At 68.7% G+C, this 16,481-nt stretch carries 16 protein-coding genes and 1 tRNA gene; 12 read left to right on the plus strand and 5 right to left on the minus strand.

Annotation, left to right across the window (positions count from 1 at the left end):
* Positions 1–67 precede the first annotated feature (67 nt).
* Positions 68–751, minus strand: coding sequence for a winged helix-turn-helix transcriptional regulator (locus CIK77_RS08055; protein WP_087056030.1), 684 nt, complete (start codon positions 749–751; stop codon positions 68–70).
* Positions 752–832: 81 nt separating this feature from the next.
* Between CIK77_RS08055 and CIK77_RS08060 the strand changes: the two genes are divergently transcribed.
* The 4 genes from CIK77_RS08060 to CIK77_RS08075 all read left to right on the plus strand — a co-directional run bounded on the left by CIK77_RS08060 (position 833) and on the right by CIK77_RS08075 (position 4,060).
* The gene (locus tag CIK77_RS08060; protein WP_087056324.1) at positions 833–1,135 is read left to right on the plus strand and encodes a hypothetical protein; all 303 of its coding nucleotides are present in this window, start codon (positions 833–835) and stop codon (positions 1,133–1,135) included.
* Between the two features lie 257 nt (positions 1,136–1,392).
* A complete protein-coding gene (locus CIK77_RS08065) occupies positions 1,393–1,995 on the plus strand; it encodes an FABP family protein (protein ID WP_087056031.1) in 603 nt (200 codons plus the stop codon).
* Positions 1,995–3,158: a CAF17-like 4Fe-4S cluster assembly/insertion protein YgfZ gene (gene ygfZ, locus CIK77_RS08070; protein WP_087056032.1), complete on the plus strand. Its 1,164-nt coding sequence runs from the start codon at positions 1,995–1,997 to the stop codon at positions 3,156–3,158. Before CIK77_RS08065 ends, ygfZ begins: the two co-directional genes overlap by 1 nt.
* A 161-nt stretch (positions 3,159–3,319) precedes the next feature.
* The gene (locus CIK77_RS08075; protein WP_087056033.1) at positions 3,320–4,060 is read left to right on the plus strand and encodes a phosphoglyceromutase; all 741 of its coding nucleotides are present in this window, start codon (positions 3,320–3,322) and stop codon (positions 4,058–4,060) included.
* A gap of 293 nt (positions 4,061–4,353) precedes the next feature.
* Here the strand turns inward: CIK77_RS08075 and phoU are convergent, their stop codons facing one another.
* Positions 4,354–5,022 (minus strand): phosphate signaling complex protein PhoU, encoded by a 669-nt coding sequence (gene phoU / locus CIK77_RS08080; protein WP_087056034.1) that lies wholly within the window; start codon positions 5,020–5,022, stop codon positions 4,354–4,356.
* A gap of 205 nt (positions 5,023–5,227) precedes the next feature.
* On the opposite strand from phoU, the gene CIK77_RS08085 reads away from it, so the two are divergent.
* Positions 5,228–6,415 (plus strand): sensor histidine kinase, encoded by a 1,188-nt coding sequence (locus CIK77_RS08085; protein WP_087056035.1) that lies wholly within the window; start codon positions 5,228–5,230, stop codon positions 6,413–6,415.
* Entirely contained in the window at positions 6,412–7,098 is a 687-nt protein-coding gene (locus tag CIK77_RS08090; protein ID WP_087056036.1) for a response regulator transcription factor, read from the plus strand. The genes CIK77_RS08085 and CIK77_RS08090 overlap by 4 nt, the downstream gene beginning before the upstream one ends.
* Positions 7,099–7,177: 79 nt before the next feature.
* Here CIK77_RS08090 and CIK77_RS08095 read toward each other — a convergent pair whose 3' ends face one another.
* Positions 7,178–7,744 carry a DNA modification methylase gene (locus CIK77_RS08095; RefSeq protein ID WP_140403563.1) on the minus strand — a complete coding sequence of 189 codons (567 nt, stop codon included), beginning with the start codon at positions 7,742–7,744 and terminating at the stop codon, positions 7,178–7,180.
* A 356-nt stretch (positions 7,745–8,100) separates the two neighbouring features.
* Between CIK77_RS08095 and CIK77_RS08100 the strand changes: the two genes are divergently transcribed.
* From CIK77_RS08100 to rlmB, 4 genes are all read left to right on the plus strand, one after another.
* Positions 8,101–8,586, plus strand: a complete 486-nt coding sequence (locus CIK77_RS08100) for a CarD family transcriptional regulator (RefSeq protein ID WP_087056038.1) — start codon at positions 8,101–8,103, stop codon at positions 8,584–8,586.
* 74 nt (positions 8,587–8,660) lie between these two features.
* On the plus strand, positions 8,661–9,887 hold the full coding sequence (gene ispD / locus CIK77_RS08105) for a 2-C-methyl-D-erythritol 4-phosphate cytidylyltransferase (RefSeq protein WP_087056039.1): 1,227 nt from the start codon (positions 8,661–8,663) through the stop codon (positions 9,885–9,887).
* 152 nt (positions 9,888–10,039) lie between these two features.
* Positions 10,040–11,425: a cysteine--tRNA ligase gene (cysS, locus tag CIK77_RS08110; RefSeq protein WP_087056040.1), complete on the plus strand. Its 1,386-nt coding sequence runs from the start codon at positions 10,040–10,042 to the stop codon at positions 11,423–11,425.
* Positions 11,418–12,428 (plus strand): 23S rRNA (guanosine(2251)-2'-O)-methyltransferase RlmB, encoded by a 1,011-nt coding sequence (rlmB, locus tag CIK77_RS08115; protein ID WP_087056041.1) that lies wholly within the window; start codon positions 11,418–11,420, stop codon positions 12,426–12,428. Before cysS ends, rlmB begins: the two co-directional genes overlap by 8 nt.
* Before the next feature lie 10 nt (positions 12,429–12,438).
* Here rlmB and CIK77_RS08120 read toward each other — a convergent pair whose 3' ends face one another.
* Together CIK77_RS08120 and CIK77_RS08125 are read right to left on the minus strand one after the other, a co-directional pair.
* Positions 12,439–13,734 carry a DUF4032 domain-containing protein gene (locus CIK77_RS08120; protein WP_087056325.1) on the minus strand — a complete coding sequence of 432 codons (1,296 nt, stop codon included), beginning with the start codon at positions 13,732–13,734 and terminating at the stop codon, positions 12,439–12,441.
* Positions 13,735–13,900: 166 nt separating this feature from the next.
* Positions 13,901–15,001, minus strand: a complete 1,101-nt coding sequence (locus CIK77_RS08125; protein WP_087056326.1) for an ABC transporter ATP-binding protein — start codon at positions 14,999–15,001, stop codon at positions 13,901–13,903.
* 234 nt (positions 15,002–15,235) lie between these two features.
* Here CIK77_RS08125 and CIK77_RS08130 point away from each other — a divergent pair, with 234 nt between their 5' ends.
* Both CIK77_RS08130 and CIK77_RS08135 read left to right on the plus strand, forming a co-directional pair.
* A complete protein-coding gene (locus tag CIK77_RS08130; protein WP_087056042.1) occupies positions 15,236–16,321 on the plus strand; it encodes a DsbA family protein in 1,086 nt (361 codons plus the stop codon).
* 44 nt (positions 16,322–16,365) lie between these two features.
* Positions 16,366–16,438 (plus strand) — tRNA-Thr (locus CIK77_RS08135).
* Positions 16,439–16,481 lie beyond the last annotated feature (43 nt).

The raw sequence follows: 16,481 nt of genomic DNA on the forward strand, positions 1-16,481 counted from the left end.
GGCCTCGTGGTTAACAACCCGCGTGGCGGGCGTCATCCGGGGGTGTCCGGCGCGTGTCGCGCCCGTCCTACGATGCCTGCTGCTCCGGGTGTTCGTCGACGACGTTGAACCGGTAGCCGACGTTGCGCACCGTGCCGATCAGCTGTTCGAGGTCACCGAGCTTCGCGCGCAGGCGCCGGACGTGCACGTCGACCGTGCGAGTGCCGCCGAAGTAGTCGTAGCCCCACACCTCGCTGAGCAGCTGCTCGCGCGTGAACACTCTGGAGGGATGCGTGGCGAGGAAGTGCAGCAGCTGGAACTCCTTGAACGTCAGATCGAGCGGCTTTCCGCGCACCTTCGCCGAGTAGGAGGCCTCGTCGATCGTGATCCCGGATGTCTGCACGCGGCCGCCGTTGTCGTCCGGCGCAGGGCGGCGGCCGACGACCAGGCGCAGGCGCGCATCGATCTCCGCAGGCCCCGCCGTGTCGAGCACGACGTCGTCGACGCCCCAGTCCGGTCCCACCACCGAGAGCCCGCCCTCTGTGGCGACGAGCAGGACGGGTGCCACGGGGCCCACGGTGCCCATCAGCTTGCACAGCGACTTCGCACCGGCGAGATCCGTACGGGCATCGACGATGATCACGTCGGTCTCCGGCGCATTCGCGAGGCTGCCCACCCCTGAGGGCAGCTGTCGTGTGTCGTGGGGAAGGAGTTCGAGTGCGGGGAGCACTGCTCCTTCTGAGGCGGAGCTCAGAACCAGAAGCCGGGTCACGTGTGTCCTTCCGGTGGCGGATGCCTGCCAGTTTAGAGTCAGGCGTGTTTCGGGAATGTGTCGTGGGGCAGAATGGGCGCCATGACGTCGCCTGAGCTCACCCCGCGCTCGCCGCTGGCCGGAATGATCGCGACATGGGCGTTCGGGGCGCTCGCAGCCGTCGCGGTCGGACTGCTGTCTCCGCTCGGCGAGCGCTTCCTCTGGCTGGCGGTGGGTGCCGGTGCCTGCGTGTTCGTCGCGTTCGCCGTGAACCTCGCCTACGGCCGCGCAGAGGGGTTCATCGTGCGCACCGCAGTCGCCGCCCTCGGCGCGCTGGTCGCGATGGGTGTGATCGCGTTCGTGTTCTTCCTCATCAGCATCACGGCGCTGGTCGCGTCGGTGTAGGGTTGAGGCATGGACCTTTTCGCGCTCGAGATGTTCTTCATCGGCCTGCTGGGGCTGGCGAGCTTGGCGATCGCGTTCGTATCGGGCGCCGTCATCGTGAACCTGTTCCGCGGTCAGAAGTAGTCACCGCTCCGCGCCGGATGCCTCGTCGCATCCGGCGCTTTCGTCTGCGCACGCGGACGACGAGGTCGCGCCGATAGGTCGCCTGACTCGCTTCAGCGCCGCCCCATCGGTGCAGCCTCTACGCTGGAGGGATCATGATTGAGATTCCGAGCGACCTCCCCGCCGAAATCGTTCCCCTCTCCTGGCTCATCGGAGTGTGGGAGGGAACCGGCGTGATCGACTACACCGCGGGCGACGCCCACTACGAGGGCGAGTTCGCCCAGCGGGTGAGCTTCAGCCACGACGGCGGCCCCTACCTGAACTACGCGGCGACCGCGACGACCACGACCGCTCTCGGGGTGACGAAGTCGCTCGCGGCCGAGACGGGATTCTGGCGCCTCTCGATCGTTCAGGAGCAGGCGGACCCCGGGCCCGCGCTGCTGCCGGCGGCGGCGACGCGCGCTCCTCGCACAGCGGAGGACATCGAGAAGCTGCGCAACACGGACGACGCCTTCGACATCGAGGCGTCGATCGTGCGCTCCGACGGCGTCAGCGAGCTGTACATCGGCCAGGTCGCCGGCCCCCGCGTCGACCTGGCCACCGACGCCGTGGTGCGCACGCAGGGTGCGAAGGACTACGCGGCGGCGACCCGGATGTACGGCCTCGTCGACCAGCACCTGCTGTGGGCGTGGGACATCGCCGCCCTGGGGCGCAGCCTCGCATCGCACGCTTCGGCGCGCCTGGCGAAGGTGCAGTGATGACCGAGCATCTCGGGGGAGCGAACGGCGGCGCCGGAGGAGATCGGCATCACACGGCCGGGCCCGGAACCGTGCCGTCGTTCGGCGCGGAGATCTCCGGAGCCGTCGTCGAAGGCGGCGTCGTGGTGCACTTCGGCGACCCGGTGCGCGAACAGCGCGCGCTGGCGGCCGGTCGCGCCGCCGCGCCCCTCGCCGACCGCACCGTGATCGCGGTGCGGGGCGAGGACCGATTGACCTGGCTCGACTCGATCACGTCGCAGAGCGTGAGCACGTTGGCGGCGGGGGAGAGCACCGAGCTGCTCGTGCTCACGCCGCAGGGGCACATCGAGCACGCGGCAGCCGTGCTCGAAGACGGTGAGACGACGTGGCTGATCACCGACGCCGCCGATGCGCCTGGACTGGCCAAGTGGCTGACGATGATGCGCTTCCGCTCGCGCGTCGAAGTCGCGGAGCGCGACGACCTCGTCGTGGTCGGATTCGCGCCGGAGGGGAAGGCCGCCGAGGCGATCGTTCCTCTTGCACAGGGGCGGGTGTGGCGCGACCCGTGGTCCGTCGTGTCGGCGGGCGGCTGGCAGTACGCGCAGACGGATGAGCACCCTGGCGCCGAACGCGCGTGGTGCGAGGCGATCGTCGATCGGAATGAGGCGTCGGAAGGCGACGTGTTCGCCGGAGCCGAGCCGGCGGGCACCGCGGCGAGCGAGGCGCTGCGCATCGCCGCATGGCGCCCTCGGTGGGCAGGCGAGGTCGACGAGAAGGCCATCCCGCACGAGTCCGACTGGCTGCGCAGTGCGGTGCACTTGAACAAGGGGTGCTACCGCGGGCAGGAGACGGTCGCGAAGGTGCACAACCTGGGCCACCCGCCGCGCCGCATGGTGATGCTGCACCTCGACGGTTCGGAGAGCACGCTTCCGGCCCCGGGAGCGCCCGTGTTCGACGGCGATCGCGAGGTCGGGCGCGTCACCTCCGTCGCCCGCCACCACGAACTCGGGCCGATCGCGCTGGCGATCGTGTCGCGCCGCACCGCAGCCGACGCGGCCCTCGTCGTCGACGCCGACGGCACCCGCGTCGCGGCGTCGCAGGAGGTCATCGTTCCGGCAGACGCCGGCGCCACCGCTGAGATCCCGCGCATCACCCGGCTCTCCCGCCGCCCCCTCGCGGAGTAGCGGGCTGCCGAGATGCGCACTTCTCGCCGAGATGCGCACGTTTGAACGTGGTTTCGTCGTAAAAGTGCGCATCTCGCGAGCCGGGTCGGAGGCGGAACGGTTCCGGATGCCGATGGCCGTCGGCGTGCAAGGGGGGCTTGCAGGCTCGGTAGGCTGGACGCATGACGCACACGCTGATCCTGCTCCGTCACGGGCAGAGCGAATGGAACGAGAAGAACCTGTTCACCGGATGGGTCGACGTCCGCCTGACCGAGAAGGGGCAGGGCGAAGCTCGCCGCGGCGGTGAGCTGATGCGCGAGCTGGGCGTGCTGCCCGACGTGCTGCACACCTCTGTGCTCTCTCGGGCGATCCAGACGGCCGACATCGCGCTCGACGCGGCTGATCGTCTGTGGATCCCCGTGAAGCGCTCCTGGCGCCTGAACGAGCGCCACTACGGCGCACTGCAGGGCAAGGACAAGGCCCAGACGCTCGCCGAGTTCGGCGAGGAGCAGTTCATGACGTGGCGTCGTTCGTTCGATGTGCCGCCGCCGGAGATCGCCGCGGACGACGAGTTCGCGCAGACCGACGATCCGCGTTACGTCGGGATCGACGGTGAGCTGCCGGCAACGGAGTCGCTGAAGCTCGTCATCGACCGGATGCTGCCGTACTGGCGCGACGAGATCGTCCCGGATCTGGAGGCGGGCAGGACCGTGCTCGTCACCGCTCACGGCAACTCGCTGCGCGCGCTCGTGAAGCACCTCGACGGCATCAGCGACGAGGAGATCGCCGGCCTGAACATCCCGACCGGCATCCCGCTGAAGTACGAGCTCGGCGACGACTTCATGCCCGTCGCACCAGGCGAGTACCTCGACCCCGAGGCCGCAGCGGCCGGAGCCGCCGCCGTCGCCAACCAGGGCAAGTGATCAGGTCGCGAGCGCCCCTCTCGCTGCGTTGTCGTCGGTCGCCGGGCTGTCGGCCCGGCTCCTTCCTCCGCCTTGCGATAGGCACGCTCGCGACCTGATCCGCGCACCGCGAGCGCCCCTCTCGCTGCGTTGTCGTCGGTCGCCGGGCTGTCGGCCCGACTCCTTCCTCCGCCTTGCGATAGCCACGCTCGCGACCTGATCCGCGCACTGGTCTGATCATGACAAGAGGCCGCCCGCTCCATCCGGAGCGGGCGGCCTCTTCTTCGTCTGCGCGATTCGGGGGACGAGCGGGCTCAGCCTTCGGGGTCCTCGTCGCCCTGGGAGGCCCAGTCGCCCGTGGCGAGGTAGATCATCTTCTTGGCGACGCCGACGGCGTGGTCGGCGAAGCGCTCGTGGTAGCGGCTGGCGAGCGTCGCGTCGACGACAGCTGTGACGTCCTCGGAGGTCCGTGCGCTGAGCACCTTGTCGAATACGCTGGCGTGCAGCTCATCGACCTCGTCGTCGGCATTGCGGATGCTCTCGGCGATCGCGAGGTCCTCGGTGCGCAGCAGCTCGGTGAGCTGGCGCGAGACGTCGACGTCGAGTTCGCCCATGCGGGCGAACGTCTGCCGCAGGCCGGCCGGGATGACCCGCTCGGGGTAGCGCAGGCGGGTGAGCTGAGCGATGTGGTCGGCGAGGTCGCCCATGCGCTCGAGCGAGGCGCTCGCGCGCAGCGCCGTGACGACGATGCGCAGGTCGCGGGCCACAGGCTGCTGCATTGCGAGGATCTCGATGGCGAGCTCGTCGAGCGAGACGGAGCGCTCATCGATCAGATCGTCGCCGACGATGACCTCTTCGGCGAGGGCCACGTCGCTCGTGCTGAACGCCTTCGTGGCCTTCTCGATGGCGACTGTGACCATCTCCGCAATCTCGACGAGGCGGGACTGCACTTCCTCGAGAGACTGGTGGAAAACTTCGCGCATCGTTGTGGGACCTTTCGTCGGCGGGAACCTGCACCTGGAGCGACAGTACCGAGTACGCGCGGAAGACCCCGCACTACCGGCCGTTCCCGATTGTCGTCGTCGAAGGTTAACGAACGGTGACCTGGGTGAGAAATCTGGTGCCCGCCACGCCCGAAAGGTGCACATTCGGTGAACCGAATGGCTCCGCCCCGCTTACTCTGGTGGCATGCCCCACTCGCAGCTCCTGCTGCTCGCACTGCTCGTCGGCGTCATCATCGGTGCCGGCATCTGCACGATCCTCTTCGCGGCGCGGCGTGCCCGCGAGCGTGCAGAGGAGCGCAGCAGCAGTGTTCTGCCCGATGGTGTCACGTCGGTGCTCACCTCCATGGATGACGCGGCTGCCGCCATCGACGCGTCGGGTCTGGTGGTCGCGACGTCGCCGTCGGCGCACACACTGGGCGTCGAGGACCAGACGACGCTCTCCAACGGCGGGCTCCGTGATCTGCTCAAGATCGCGCGCACGGCCGGCACGGCGACCGAGACCATCCGGCTGCGCTTGGGGCCGCTGCAGGGCCAGGAACGGCTCGTCGCCGCCCGCGTGACGAGGCTGACCGAGCGGTTCTTCCTGCTGATCCTGCGCGACATCTCCGAACAGGAGCGACTGGAGGCGATGCGTCAGGACTTCATCGCCAACACCAGTCACGAGCTGAAGACTCCCGTCGGCGCGATCATGCTGCTCAGCGAGGCCATCGACTTCGCCGCGGATGATCCGGATGAGGTGCGCCGGTTCGCGTCCCGGCTCACGGCGGAAGCCGAACGGCTGGGGCAGCTCACCGGCCGCATCATGCACCTGTCCCGCCTGCAGGCGTCCGACGCCGTCACCGATCTGGGCGACGTCGCGATCGACGAGGTGGTCACCGCAGCGGTCGAGGCGAACACCGTGCCCGCATCCGGTGCCGGTGTCGAGCTGGTGCGCGGAGGGGAGCGGGGGCTGTATGTGCGCGGTGACGTGCACGTGCTCATCGAGGCAGTGGCCAATCTGATCTCGAACGCGATCTCGTACTCGCCGACCGGCTCACGTGTCGGGATCGGGGTCAAGGACGACGGCGTGAGCGTCGACATCGCGGTGAGCGACCAGGGCATCGGAATCGCCGAGTCGGATCAGCAGCGAGTGTTCGAGCGCTTCTACCGGGCCGACCAGGCCCGCTCGAGGCGCACAGGAGGCACTGGCCTGGGGCTTTCGATCGTGAAGCACGCCGTGTATCGGCACGGCGGCGAGGTGAAGCTCTGGTCCCAGCCCGAAAAGGGATCGACGTTCACCATCCGGCTGCCGCTGACCGAGCCGCCGGAGCGCGAGCAGCCATCGCACAAGGAAACGAAGAAGGCGAACCGCCGGACGAAGGAGAAGGCATGACGACACGAGTGCTCCTCGTGGAGGACGAACCCGACCTCGCGGACCCCCTGGCGTATCTGCTGCGCCGGGAGGGCTTCGACGTGGAGATCGCCGACGACGGCGACGTGGCGCTCGAGGCCTACAGGGAGCGTGGAGCCGACGTGATCCTGCTCGACCTGATGCTGCCAGGCATGCCGGGCACGGAGGTGTGTCGGCAGGTGCGGACGACCTCGGGAGTGCCGATCATCATGCTCACGGCGAAGGACAGTGAGATCGACATCGTCGTTGGGCTGGAGCTGGGCGCGGACGATTACGTCACCAAGCCCTATTCGGCGCGCGAGCTGCTCGCCCGTATGCGCGCCGTGCTGCGCCGTTCTCAGCAGGAGGAGGATGACATCGACGAGCGGGTGCTCAAAGGCGGCCGCGTCACCCTCGATGTCGACCGCCACACGGTGCAGGTCGACAGTGAAGGGATCAACATGCCGCTGAAGGAGTTCGAGCTGCTCGAGCTGCTGATGCGCAACGCCGGCAGGGTGCTCACTCGCGGCCAGCTCATCGACAGGGTGTGGGGCAGCGACTACTTCGGCGACACCAAGACGCTCGACGTGCACATCAAGCGGATCCGTTCGCGCATCGAGAAGACGCCGGGATCCCCGGAGATGCTGGTCACCGTGCGCGGACTCGGCTACCGCTTCGAGGCCTGAGCTCTGCCACACGGATGCAGAAGGGGTTCCCGCCGATGGCGGGAACCCCTTCTTGCTGTTCGTTCGAGGCGCACGTCGGTCAGTGCTCGGCCTCGTCTGCCGCGGCCTCGTCGTCGGCCGTCTGTTCCTCGTCCGCGGCATCGTCGTCAGCTGACTCGTCGGCGTCCGTGGTGGGCGCCGGCTCCGGCGCGAGCGTAGACAGGTGCGCGAGCTCGGTGTCGAACACCTGAATGCCCTGCGCGACGCCTTCCGTTGCACCAGCCTGGAACACGATCTCCTCGGTGGCGCCCGGAGCGGCCGAGATGTTCGTCAGCAGCAGCGCTGAGTCGTCGGCGCCGTAGCTGGCGACGGAGTCCGCTGGCACGTCGATCGCGGCCGACCCGCCGTCCCAGCTGAGGGTCACCGTCTGATCGCTGTCGCTGTCGTTGACGAGAGCGGCGACGAAGTTCGCGTCGGCCTCGCCATCGTTCTTCACGAGCAGGGCGTTCAGGATCTGGACGGGAGCGTCATCCGGAACGGCGACGTTCACGCCGTCGCTCGGCGAGAAGTCGATGGTGGTGGCCTGCGGGGTGATGGCTCCGCAGCCGGCCGTGCCGAGAATGACGGCTGCGCCGAGTGCCACGGACGCGAGAGAGCGCGTTTTCACGTATCCTCCAGGTGCTGCGGGTCGGCCGCCGGCCGGCGGACCCTGCCCACCAGTCTAGATGCTCCGGATGGCGTCTCCGAACGCCGCAGGGATCAGCTCACCCGGCGCCTGCGCAGCAGCAGGAATGCGATGCCCGCGAGCGTATAGGAGTGTGCCTGCCCGACGGGGCCTGCGGGGGGCGTCTCCACCCGTTGCGGCAAGCTGGTCGTGCTCCGGAGCGTCAGTCGAAGCGCGGCGCAGGAGCGCGCCGGGAGGGTGTCATCCGGCTGTTATCTTCGTGCGCGTGAATGGAAGTGGCAGAGCCTAGTACACATTCGGCTGTGATACCCTGGAGAACGCCGAAAGGATGAAAATCTATGCTTTTTGAGGTTGGCGAGACCGTTGTCTACCCGCACCATGGTGCAGCAACTATCACCGAGGTGAAGACCCGCAAGATCAAGGGCGAGGAGAAGACCTACCTCAAGCTGAACGTCACACAGGGCGACCTGGTGATCGAGGTTCCAGCCGATAATGTCGACCTTGTCGGCGTGCGCGATGTGATCGGCAAGGAAGGCCTCGACAAGGTCTTCGACGTGCTGCGCGCTCCGTTCACCGAGGAGCCGACCAACTGGTCGCGTCGCTACAAGGCCAACCTCGAGAAGCTCGCCTCTGGCGACGTGATCAAGGTCAGCGAGGTCGTGCGCGACCTCTGGCGCCGCGATCAGGACCGCGGCCTCTCGGCCGGCGAGAAGCGCATGCTCGCCAAGGCCCGTCAGATCCTCACGAGCGAGCTCGCTCTCGCCGAGAAGGTCGATGAGGAGAAGGCCGGCGAGATCCTCGACAAGGTCCTCGCCTCCGAGTAACTCACGCTGCAGTCGAAGCCGCCGGTCCGCCACGGGCCGGCGGTTTCGTGTGTGCGGCGCGGTAAGTTGAGGGCGTGACTGAGCTCTCCTCTCCGCGCGTGGCCGTGATCGTCGTCGCCGCAGGTTCCGGAACCCGGCTGGGGGCGGACGCTCCCAAGGCGTTCGTCGGTCTCGACGAGCACACCATGCTGCGCCACGCGCTCGACGGCGTCTTCGCGCTTCCCGAGCCGTGCCAGGTGATCGTGGTCGCTCCGGCTGAGCGCACGGGCGAGGCGCTCACGGAGGCAGAACAGGCTGCGGGCGGCGCCGTCGAACTCGTCTCGGTCGTCGCCGGCGGGGCGACACGGCACGCCTCCGTGCAGTCCGGTCTGAAGCGCGTGCTCCCCGCAGTCGAGATCGTGCTCGTGCACGACGCGGCGCGCGCGCTCACGCCTGCGGATGTCTTCACCCGCGTGATCGAGAAGATCCGCGAGACCGGCTGGGGCGCGATGCCCGTGCTTCCCGTCATCGACACGATCAAGCGCGTCGACGGCGAGCGGGTCTCCGGCGCAGTCGATCGTTCGCAGCTCGGCGCCGCACAGACGCCGCAGGGCTTCCGGCGCGACATCCTCGAATCCTCGTACGCCGTCGTGAGTCAGGAGCACACCGACGACGCCGCCGTCGTGATGGAGGCAGGGCATCCGGTCGCCGCAGTCGAAGGGCACGCGCACTCCTTCAAGATCACGACCCCGGCCGACCTGGAACGGGCCCGCACCCTCGTCGTCTCCGGTGACGCCGACGGCGTCGCTGGCGCCCCCGTGACCGACCGCACCGCGACATCCGGAACCGTCCTCGCACCGCGCGTCGGAATCGGCACCGATGTGCACGCGTACGGGGGAGACGGCGACTTGTGGCTGGCCGGGCTGGAGTGGCCGGGGGAGCGCGCGCTGTCCGGTCACTCCGACGGCGACGTCGTCGCCCACGCGATCGTCGACGCGCTGCTGTCGGCGGCGGGCCTGGGCGACATCGGTGCGCACTTCGGCGTCGATCGACCCGAGTTCGCCGGAGCGCACGGCGAAGCGTTCCTTGCAGAGACGCTGCGGATCATCCGGGCCGAGGGCTTCGAGATCGGGAACGTGGCGGTGCAGCTCCAGGCGTCCAAGCCGAAGTTCGCCCCGCGCCGCGCGGAGGCCGAGCGCGCACTGTCCGCCGCGCTCGACGGCGCCGCGGTCTCGGTGAGCGCCACCACCACAGACGGGCTCGGCTTCACCGCCGCTGACGGCGTGCAGGCGTTCGCCACCGCCCTCCTCATCCGCAGCTGAGGGCGCGAACGCGATTCGATTGCGCCGATCGCGGTGTTTGCCGGCGCAATCATCGACGAAGCCACAAATGAACGGAGAAGCTGCGCCGTCGGGGTGAGGCATCGCCGCGTCGCGACACGAAACACAGCGGGGTCACGCCGTAGGCTGGGAGGGTGACTCTCCGGCTCTACGACACCCGCGCGCAGGCGCTGCGCGACTTCGCGCCCCTCGACCCGGAGAACGTCACGATCTACGTCTGCGGGCCGACCGTGCAGTCTGGCCCCCACATCGGGCACGTGCGCGCCGCACTGTCGTTCGATCTGCTGCGCCGCTGGCTCGCGCACCGCTATCCGCGGGTGACGTTCGTGCGCAACGTGACCGACATCGACGACAAGGTGCTCGCCAACGCGACGGCGGACGAGCCGTGGTGGGCGCTGGCGTACCGGATGGAGCGTGAGTTCACCGCCGCCTACGAGGCGATCGGCATCCTGCCGCCGACCTACGAGCCGCGCGCCACGGCATCCGTCGCCCAGATGCAGGAGCTGATCGCCGAGCTGATCGAACGGGGCCACGCCTATGCCGCGGCCGGAGACGTGTATTTCGATGTGCGCTCGTGGCCGGAATACGGTGCGCTGACTCGTCAGTCGCTCGACGCGATGGAGGACGCCGCCGACGCCGACCCGCGCGGCAAGCGCGACCCGCACGACTTCGCGCTCTGGAAGGGCGCGAAACCGGATGAGCCGTCCAGCGCGACATGGCAGTCGCCGTGGGGCGAGGGCCGGCCCGGCTGGCACATCGAGTGCTCCGCCATGTCGCGCCGCTACCTCGGCGAGGAGTTCGACATCCACGGCGGCGGGCTCGACCTGCGCTTCCCGCACCACGAGAACGAGCTCGCGCAGTCGGCGGCAGCAGGGCACGGCTTCGCCGAGTACTGGGTGCACAACGGTCTCGTCACGGTTGAAGGCCAGAAGATGGCGAAATCGCTCGGCAACTTCACGCTCGCATCCGACCTGCTCGACGAGCGGCCGGCCGACGTCGTGCGATACGCGCTCGCCGCGGCGCACTACCGTTCGAACCTCGACATCTCCGATCAGGCGCTCGACGAGGCGGCGGCAGCGCTCGATCGCATCCGGGGCTTCCAGGACCGCGCGCTCCGTGCGCTCGGCCCCGCGACATCCGGGCCGCTGCCTGCCGAATTCGAGGCGGCTCTCGACGACGATCTCGGCATCCCGCAGGGCCTCGCCTCGCTGCACGAGCAGGTGAGGGCAGGGAACACGGCCCTCGACGCCGGCGACGATCGTGCCGCGCGAGGCGCTCTCTCAGCTGTCACCGGGATGATGGACGTTCTGGGATTTCCCGGCCCGGATGCCGTGGTCGCGACATCCGGAGCCGCAGATCAGGCGCTCGGCACACTTGTCGAGCACCTTCTCGCGCAGCGCGCGCAGGCGCGCGCCGACAAGGACTGGGGCACCGCCGACCGCATCCGCGACACGTTCGCGGCAGCGGGGATCGCCCTCGAAGACACCGCAGACGGAACACATTGGAGTATCGATGGCTAAGCCAGGGCGCCCCGGCGCGAGCAGTGGCAAGAAGGGGCCGACGAAGGGCTCGGGCGGCAAGCACCGCCGTTCCCTCGAGGGTCGCGGGCCGACGCCGAAGGCCGAGGACCGGCCGTACCACGTCGCGCACAAGCGCAAGCAGACCGCGGAGCGCGGGGCGAGCAAGCCGGGCGCTGGCAAGCCGGGCGCCGGCAAGCCGAATGGCGGCAAGCCGGCATCCGCGCGCGGACGCTCGCGCGACGGCTCGGACATCGAGCACGTCACCGGTCGCAACTCGGTGCTCGAGGCGCTGCGGGCGAAGATCCCCGCGACGGCGATGTACATCGCCCAGCGCATCGAGATGGACGACCGCGTCAAGGAGATGCTGGCGATCGCGCACAAGCGCGAGCTGTCGGTGCTCGAGGTGACGCGTCCGGAGCTCGATCGGATGGCCGGATACGACGGCGTGCACCAGGGTGTGGCGCTGAAGGTCCCGCCGTACGAGTACGCCCACCCGCAGGAGCTGCTCGAGGAGACGTTCGACCAGGGCGAGACACCGCTGCTGCTCGCCCTCGACGGAGTGACCGACCCGCGCAACCTGGGTGCGATCATCCGGTCGACTGCGGCATTCGGCGGGCACGGAGTGATCGTGCCGCAGCGGCGCTCCGCCGGTGTGAACTCGGCGGCGTGGAAGACGAGCGCCGGCGCACTGGCCCGCGTACCCGTGGCGCTGGCCGGCAACCTCACCTCGATGCTGAAGGACTTCAAGAAGCAGGGCGTGTTCGTGCTCGGCCTCGATGGCGACGGCGACGTGTCGCTGCCGTCGCTCGAGCTCGCCGACCGGCCGATCGTGATCGTCATCGGCAGCGAGGGCAAGGGACTGAGCCGGCTGGTCGCCGAGAACTGCGACCAGATCGTGTCGATCCCGATCTCGGCGGCAACCGAGTCCCTCAACGCCGGCATCGCGGCATCCGTGGCCCTCTACCAGGTGGCAACGCTGCGCGCCGCTGCCGAAGCGGAGTAACTCCGCGGGGCTATACGAGATCGCGCCAGTTGCGGGGCGGGGCGATGTCGATCCCTGATGTCAGGGTCTCGGTGGGCGGGCCCATGATCGTGGCCTCGTCGCGGCGATGGCGCAGCACCGTGTCGATGTAGCTCGACAGCGTCTCGGCCAGTGACACCGACGCATCGTGCATCTGCGACAGATGCCAGCGGTGCTCCAGCACCTCGTGGAACACCTCGGCGGGCTCGAGCTTTGCGCGCAGCTCGAACGGAATGGCGCGCACAACGGGCTCGAACACCGTCGTCAGCCACTCGTGCGCGACGACGCTGTCGTCCTCCTCGCCGGTGTGACCCGTTTTCGCTCGGTACTCGTCGAGGTCGTTCAGCAGTCGCCGCGCCTGGTTCTCCTCGACGTCGAGCCCCGTCAGCCGCAGCAGGCGCCGCTGGTGGTGCCCCGCATCGACGACCTTCGGCCTGATCGACACGCGGGTGCCGTCTGGGGTCGTCTTCATCGACATCTCGCCGATGTCGAAGCCGAGGCCGTTGAGTCGGCGCACGCGCTCGGTGATGCGCCACGACTCGCTCAGTTCGAACTCCTCCTGCTTCGTCAGCTCCGACCACAGCGAGTGGTACGCGTTGACCAGGCCGTTTGCGATGCCGACGGCGTCGACATCCGGATCGATGCGTCCGCTGGCCGCGAGGTCGAAGATCTCGCCCGCGATATTCGTATGCGCCAGATCGACGTCGTACTCTCGCTGCCCGTCGGTGAGGCCGCCGTCGCCGTCGACGTTCACCTCGTGCAGTCCGCCCGTCTCGGCGTCGACGAGGTAGGCGGCGAATGCACCCGCATCGCGCCGGAACAGCGTGTTCGACAGCGACACGTCACCCCACGAGAAGCCGACGTTGTGCAGTCGCACGAGCAGCAGCGCGAGCGCGTCGAGTGCGCGGTTCAGGGTGTCGGGGCGCAGCGTCTGGGTGAACAGTGCGCGGTACGGCATCGAGTACGGCAGGTGAGCGGTGACGAGGGCGGAGGGGAGCGGGGTGCCGCTCGCGCTCTCCCGTCCGGCGACCACGGCGACGCGATCAACCGAGGGCATGTCGAGCCGGCGGAGTGAGCCGAGCAGCTCGTACTCGCGCGTGGCCATCTCCTCGTTGGTCTCCTTGACGGCGACGACCCGCCCCGACAGCTCGCTGAACCGCACGACGTGCCGCGAGATGCCCTTCGGCAGCTTGACGATGTGCTTGCTCGGCCACTGCTCGAGCGGCAGCTGCCACGGCAGGCTGAGCAGCTGGGGGTCCGGCCCGCTGGCCGTGATGCGAAGGGGCATGAGGGGCTCCCGGATGAGGTTGTGGCGGTGCGAGGGGCGATGCCGGATGTTGTCGGTGCCCGGGCGTTCACGGTCGCCGGACGGGCTGCTCCGGACGGGCCGGAGACGACAGCGGCGCGAGTCGACCAAGAGGTCGACTCGCGCCGCTGTGCGCATGTGCGAAGCGTCACACGGTGGTGACGATGGCCTCCTGCGTGAGGCGCTCGCCGGTCTCGCCGTCGAACACGTGCACGTGGTCGGACACCGGGGCCAGTGTGACGGTCTCGCCGGCCCTCGGGTGCGAGCGACCGTCGACGCGCGTCACGATCTCCTGATCGGTTCCCACGATCGTGCCGTAGAGGAACCCATCGGCGCCGAGCTCTTCGACGAGGTTGACCTCGACCTGGAGGCCCGGCGTGCCGTCTGCGGCGACAGCGAGGTCCTCGGGGCGGATGCCGGCGGTCACGGACGAACTGGTCGCCGCGTCGAGCGTCATGCGCGAGAGCGGGACGTTCGCGGTGCCGAACTTCACGCCGCCGTCGGCGATCTCGGTGGTGAACAGGTTCATGGCGGGGGAGCCGATGAAGCCGGCGACGAACACGTTCGAGGGGCGCTCGTACAGCTCACGCGGCGAGCCGACCTGCTGCAGCAGGCCGTCCTTCAGCACGGCGATCCGGTCGCCCATCGTGAGGGCCTCGGTCTGGTCGTGCGTGACGTAGACAGTCGTGACGCCGAGACGGCGCTGCAGCGACGCGATCTGGGTGCGCGTCTGCACGCGCAGCTTCGCGTCGAGGTTCGACAGCGGCTCGTCCATCAGGAACACCTGCGGCTCGCGGACGATCGCGCGACCCATCGCGACGCGCTGACGCTGACCACCGGAGAGGGCCTTCGGCTTGCGGTCGAGGTAGTCCTCGAGATCGAGCAGCTTCGCGGCGTCCTGCACGCGCTTTGCGCGGTCCTCTTTGTTGACTCCGGCGATCTTCAGGGCGAAGCCCATGTTCTCGGCCACCGTCATGTGCGGGTACAGCGCGTAGTTCTGGAACACCATCGCGATGTCGCGATCCTTCGGCGGCACGTCAGTGACGTCGCGGTCGCCGATCAGGATGCGCCCGTCGTTGACCTCTTCGAGGCCGGCGAGCATACGGAGCGATGTCGACTTGCCGCAACCGGACGGGCCGACGAGTACGAGGAACTCGCCGTCGGCGACCTCGAGGTTGAGCTTGTCGACAGCCGGACGGGTGCCGCCGGGATAGAGGCGCGTTGCGCTGTCGAAAGTGACCGATGCCATGATCTTCTCCTTCACCGGCAGGTACGTGCCGGACGATCCGTTGTGAATGGAACGGCGGGTACGACCCACCGCGACCCACCATTGGGCCACGACAAGTATGTCATGCCGCAGGTATCCGTGCGCGCCGCACCACGTGCTCAGTGAAGCTGACGTGCGACGCCCCTGCGCGTTCACAGCGCGGTATGGGTATTCTCGGTGGGTTGAGTAGGGCCGCACGGGCGGCGAGGGAGGACAATGTCGAGCCACAACGGCGAGCCCCGCGACGAGCAGTCGGGTGCGAACGAGTTCGAGACGGCGGACGAGCAGGCCGCGGCCGCTGGTGCGTCGGTCGAACCCGCTGACGAGCAGATCACGGATGAGGTGGCCGAGTTCGACGAGGGCGACGCAGCCGGCGATCTGGCCGAGCCGGGCGCCGCAGCAGGGCGTCGCCACCTCGTGCGGCAGAAGGCGAAGAAGGTCACCACGAAGCAGCGCATGCGCCGAGTGCTGGTGCGCTCCGGGATCGCTGTCGTGATCATCGCCGCGCTCGTGGCGGCAGGGTTCTGGATCAAGCAGAACGTCGTGCCAGAGGTCACCGAGCCGGTTCCCGAGCCGGGGAACATCGCGGACGGCGCCTTCCTGTTCGACGGGCAGGACCTCTCGAGCATGCTCGAGGACTCGTCGGACGAGGAGGACACCGAAGAGGAGGGGTCCGACACGCAGGATCCGGACGACGGCGGCTCCGCCGAGACGGAAGATGAAGAACCGGAGCGGGTCACGGTCGACGTGTACGTCGACTACCTCTCACCGGAATCCGCTCTGTTCCACCAGGCGAACGCGGCTCAGCTGGCGAGCTGGGTCTCCGAAGATGCGATCTCGCTGACCTATCACCCCGTCGCCCTGCTGACGGCGAAGTCGAACGGCACCCGCTACTCCCAGCGCGCGATGGGGGCTGCCGCCTGTGTCGCCAGCGGCGATCCGGAACGCTTCGTGCCGTTCAACGACGCGCTCCTCACCGATCAGCCGGCTGTGGACACTCCGGGTCACACGAGCGAGGAGCTCGTCGACATCGCCGAATCGGTCGGGGTGGAGAACTCCGACGTGTTCTCGTGCATCGAGTCCGACAAGTACGCGACGTGGGCGCGCGACATGACGACCGAACTCAGCGACGGCGGCCTGCCTGGGCAGGGCGGCCAGCAGCTCACGGGCGCGCCGATGGTGCTCGTCAGCGGCATGCCGTACACGGGGGCGCTCGATGATCCGGGTGAGCTGTCGCAGTTCGTGCTCACCGTCGAGAGCGACGAGTACTTCCAGAGCCCGACTCCGGAGCCATCGGAGTAGGGAGTGTCATTTCGCGGTCCGTCCTCGTCATAGGATGGAAGCGCGCCGGCTTAGCTCAGTTGGTAGAGCACCGCTCTTGTAAAGCGGGGGTCGTGGGTTCGAGCCCCTCAGCCGGCACAGACGATTGAGCTGAGAGCCGTGAGCGCTCGCGCTCACGGCC

Source organism: Microbacterium sp. JB110 (genome assembly GCF_003335195.1).
Taxonomy (GTDB): domain Bacteria; phylum Actinomycetota; class Actinomycetes; order Actinomycetales; family Microbacteriaceae; genus Microbacterium.

Excerpts from the sequence above, each read along its gene's own strand:
- CIK77_RS08065 (WP_087056031.1), top strand. The coding sequence starts at position 1,393 with ATGATTGAGATTCCGAGCGACCTCCCCGCCGAAATCGTTCCCCTCTCC.
- CIK77_RS08060 (WP_087056324.1), top strand. The coding sequence starts at position 833 with ATGACGTCGCCTGAGCTCACCCCGCGCTCGCCGCTGGCCGGAATGATC.
- CIK77_RS08085 (WP_087056035.1), top strand. The coding sequence starts at position 5,228 with ATGCCCCACTCGCAGCTCCTGCTGCTCGCACTGCTCGTCGGCGTCATC.
- CIK77_RS08120 (WP_087056325.1), bottom strand. The coding sequence starts at position 13,734 with ATGCCCCTTCGCATCACGGCCAGCGGGCCGGACCCCCAGCTGCTCAGC.
- rlmB (WP_087056041.1), top strand. The coding sequence starts at position 11,418 with ATGGCTAAGCCAGGGCGCCCCGGCGCGAGCAGTGGCAAGAAGGGGCCG.
- CIK77_RS08130 (WP_087056042.1), top strand. The coding sequence starts at position 15,236 with ATGTCGAGCCACAACGGCGAGCCCCGCGACGAGCAGTCGGGTGCGAAC.
- phoU (WP_087056034.1), bottom strand. The coding sequence starts at position 5,022 with ATGCGCGAAGTTTTCCACCAGTCTCTCGAGGAAGTGCAGTCCCGCCTC.
- CIK77_RS08125 (WP_087056326.1), bottom strand. The coding sequence starts at position 15,001 with ATGGCATCGGTCACTTTCGACAGCGCAACGCGCCTCTATCCCGGCGGC.
- ygfZ (WP_087056032.1), top strand. The coding sequence starts at position 1,995 with ATGACCGAGCATCTCGGGGGAGCGAACGGCGGCGCCGGAGGAGATCGG.
- CIK77_RS08075 (WP_087056033.1), top strand. The coding sequence starts at position 3,320 with ATGACGCACACGCTGATCCTGCTCCGTCACGGGCAGAGCGAATGGAAC.
- CIK77_RS08100 (WP_087056038.1), top strand. The coding sequence starts at position 8,101 with ATGCTTTTTGAGGTTGGCGAGACCGTTGTCTACCCGCACCATGGTGCA.
- CIK77_RS08090 (WP_087056036.1), top strand. The coding sequence starts at position 6,412 with ATGACGACACGAGTGCTCCTCGTGGAGGACGAACCCGACCTCGCGGAC.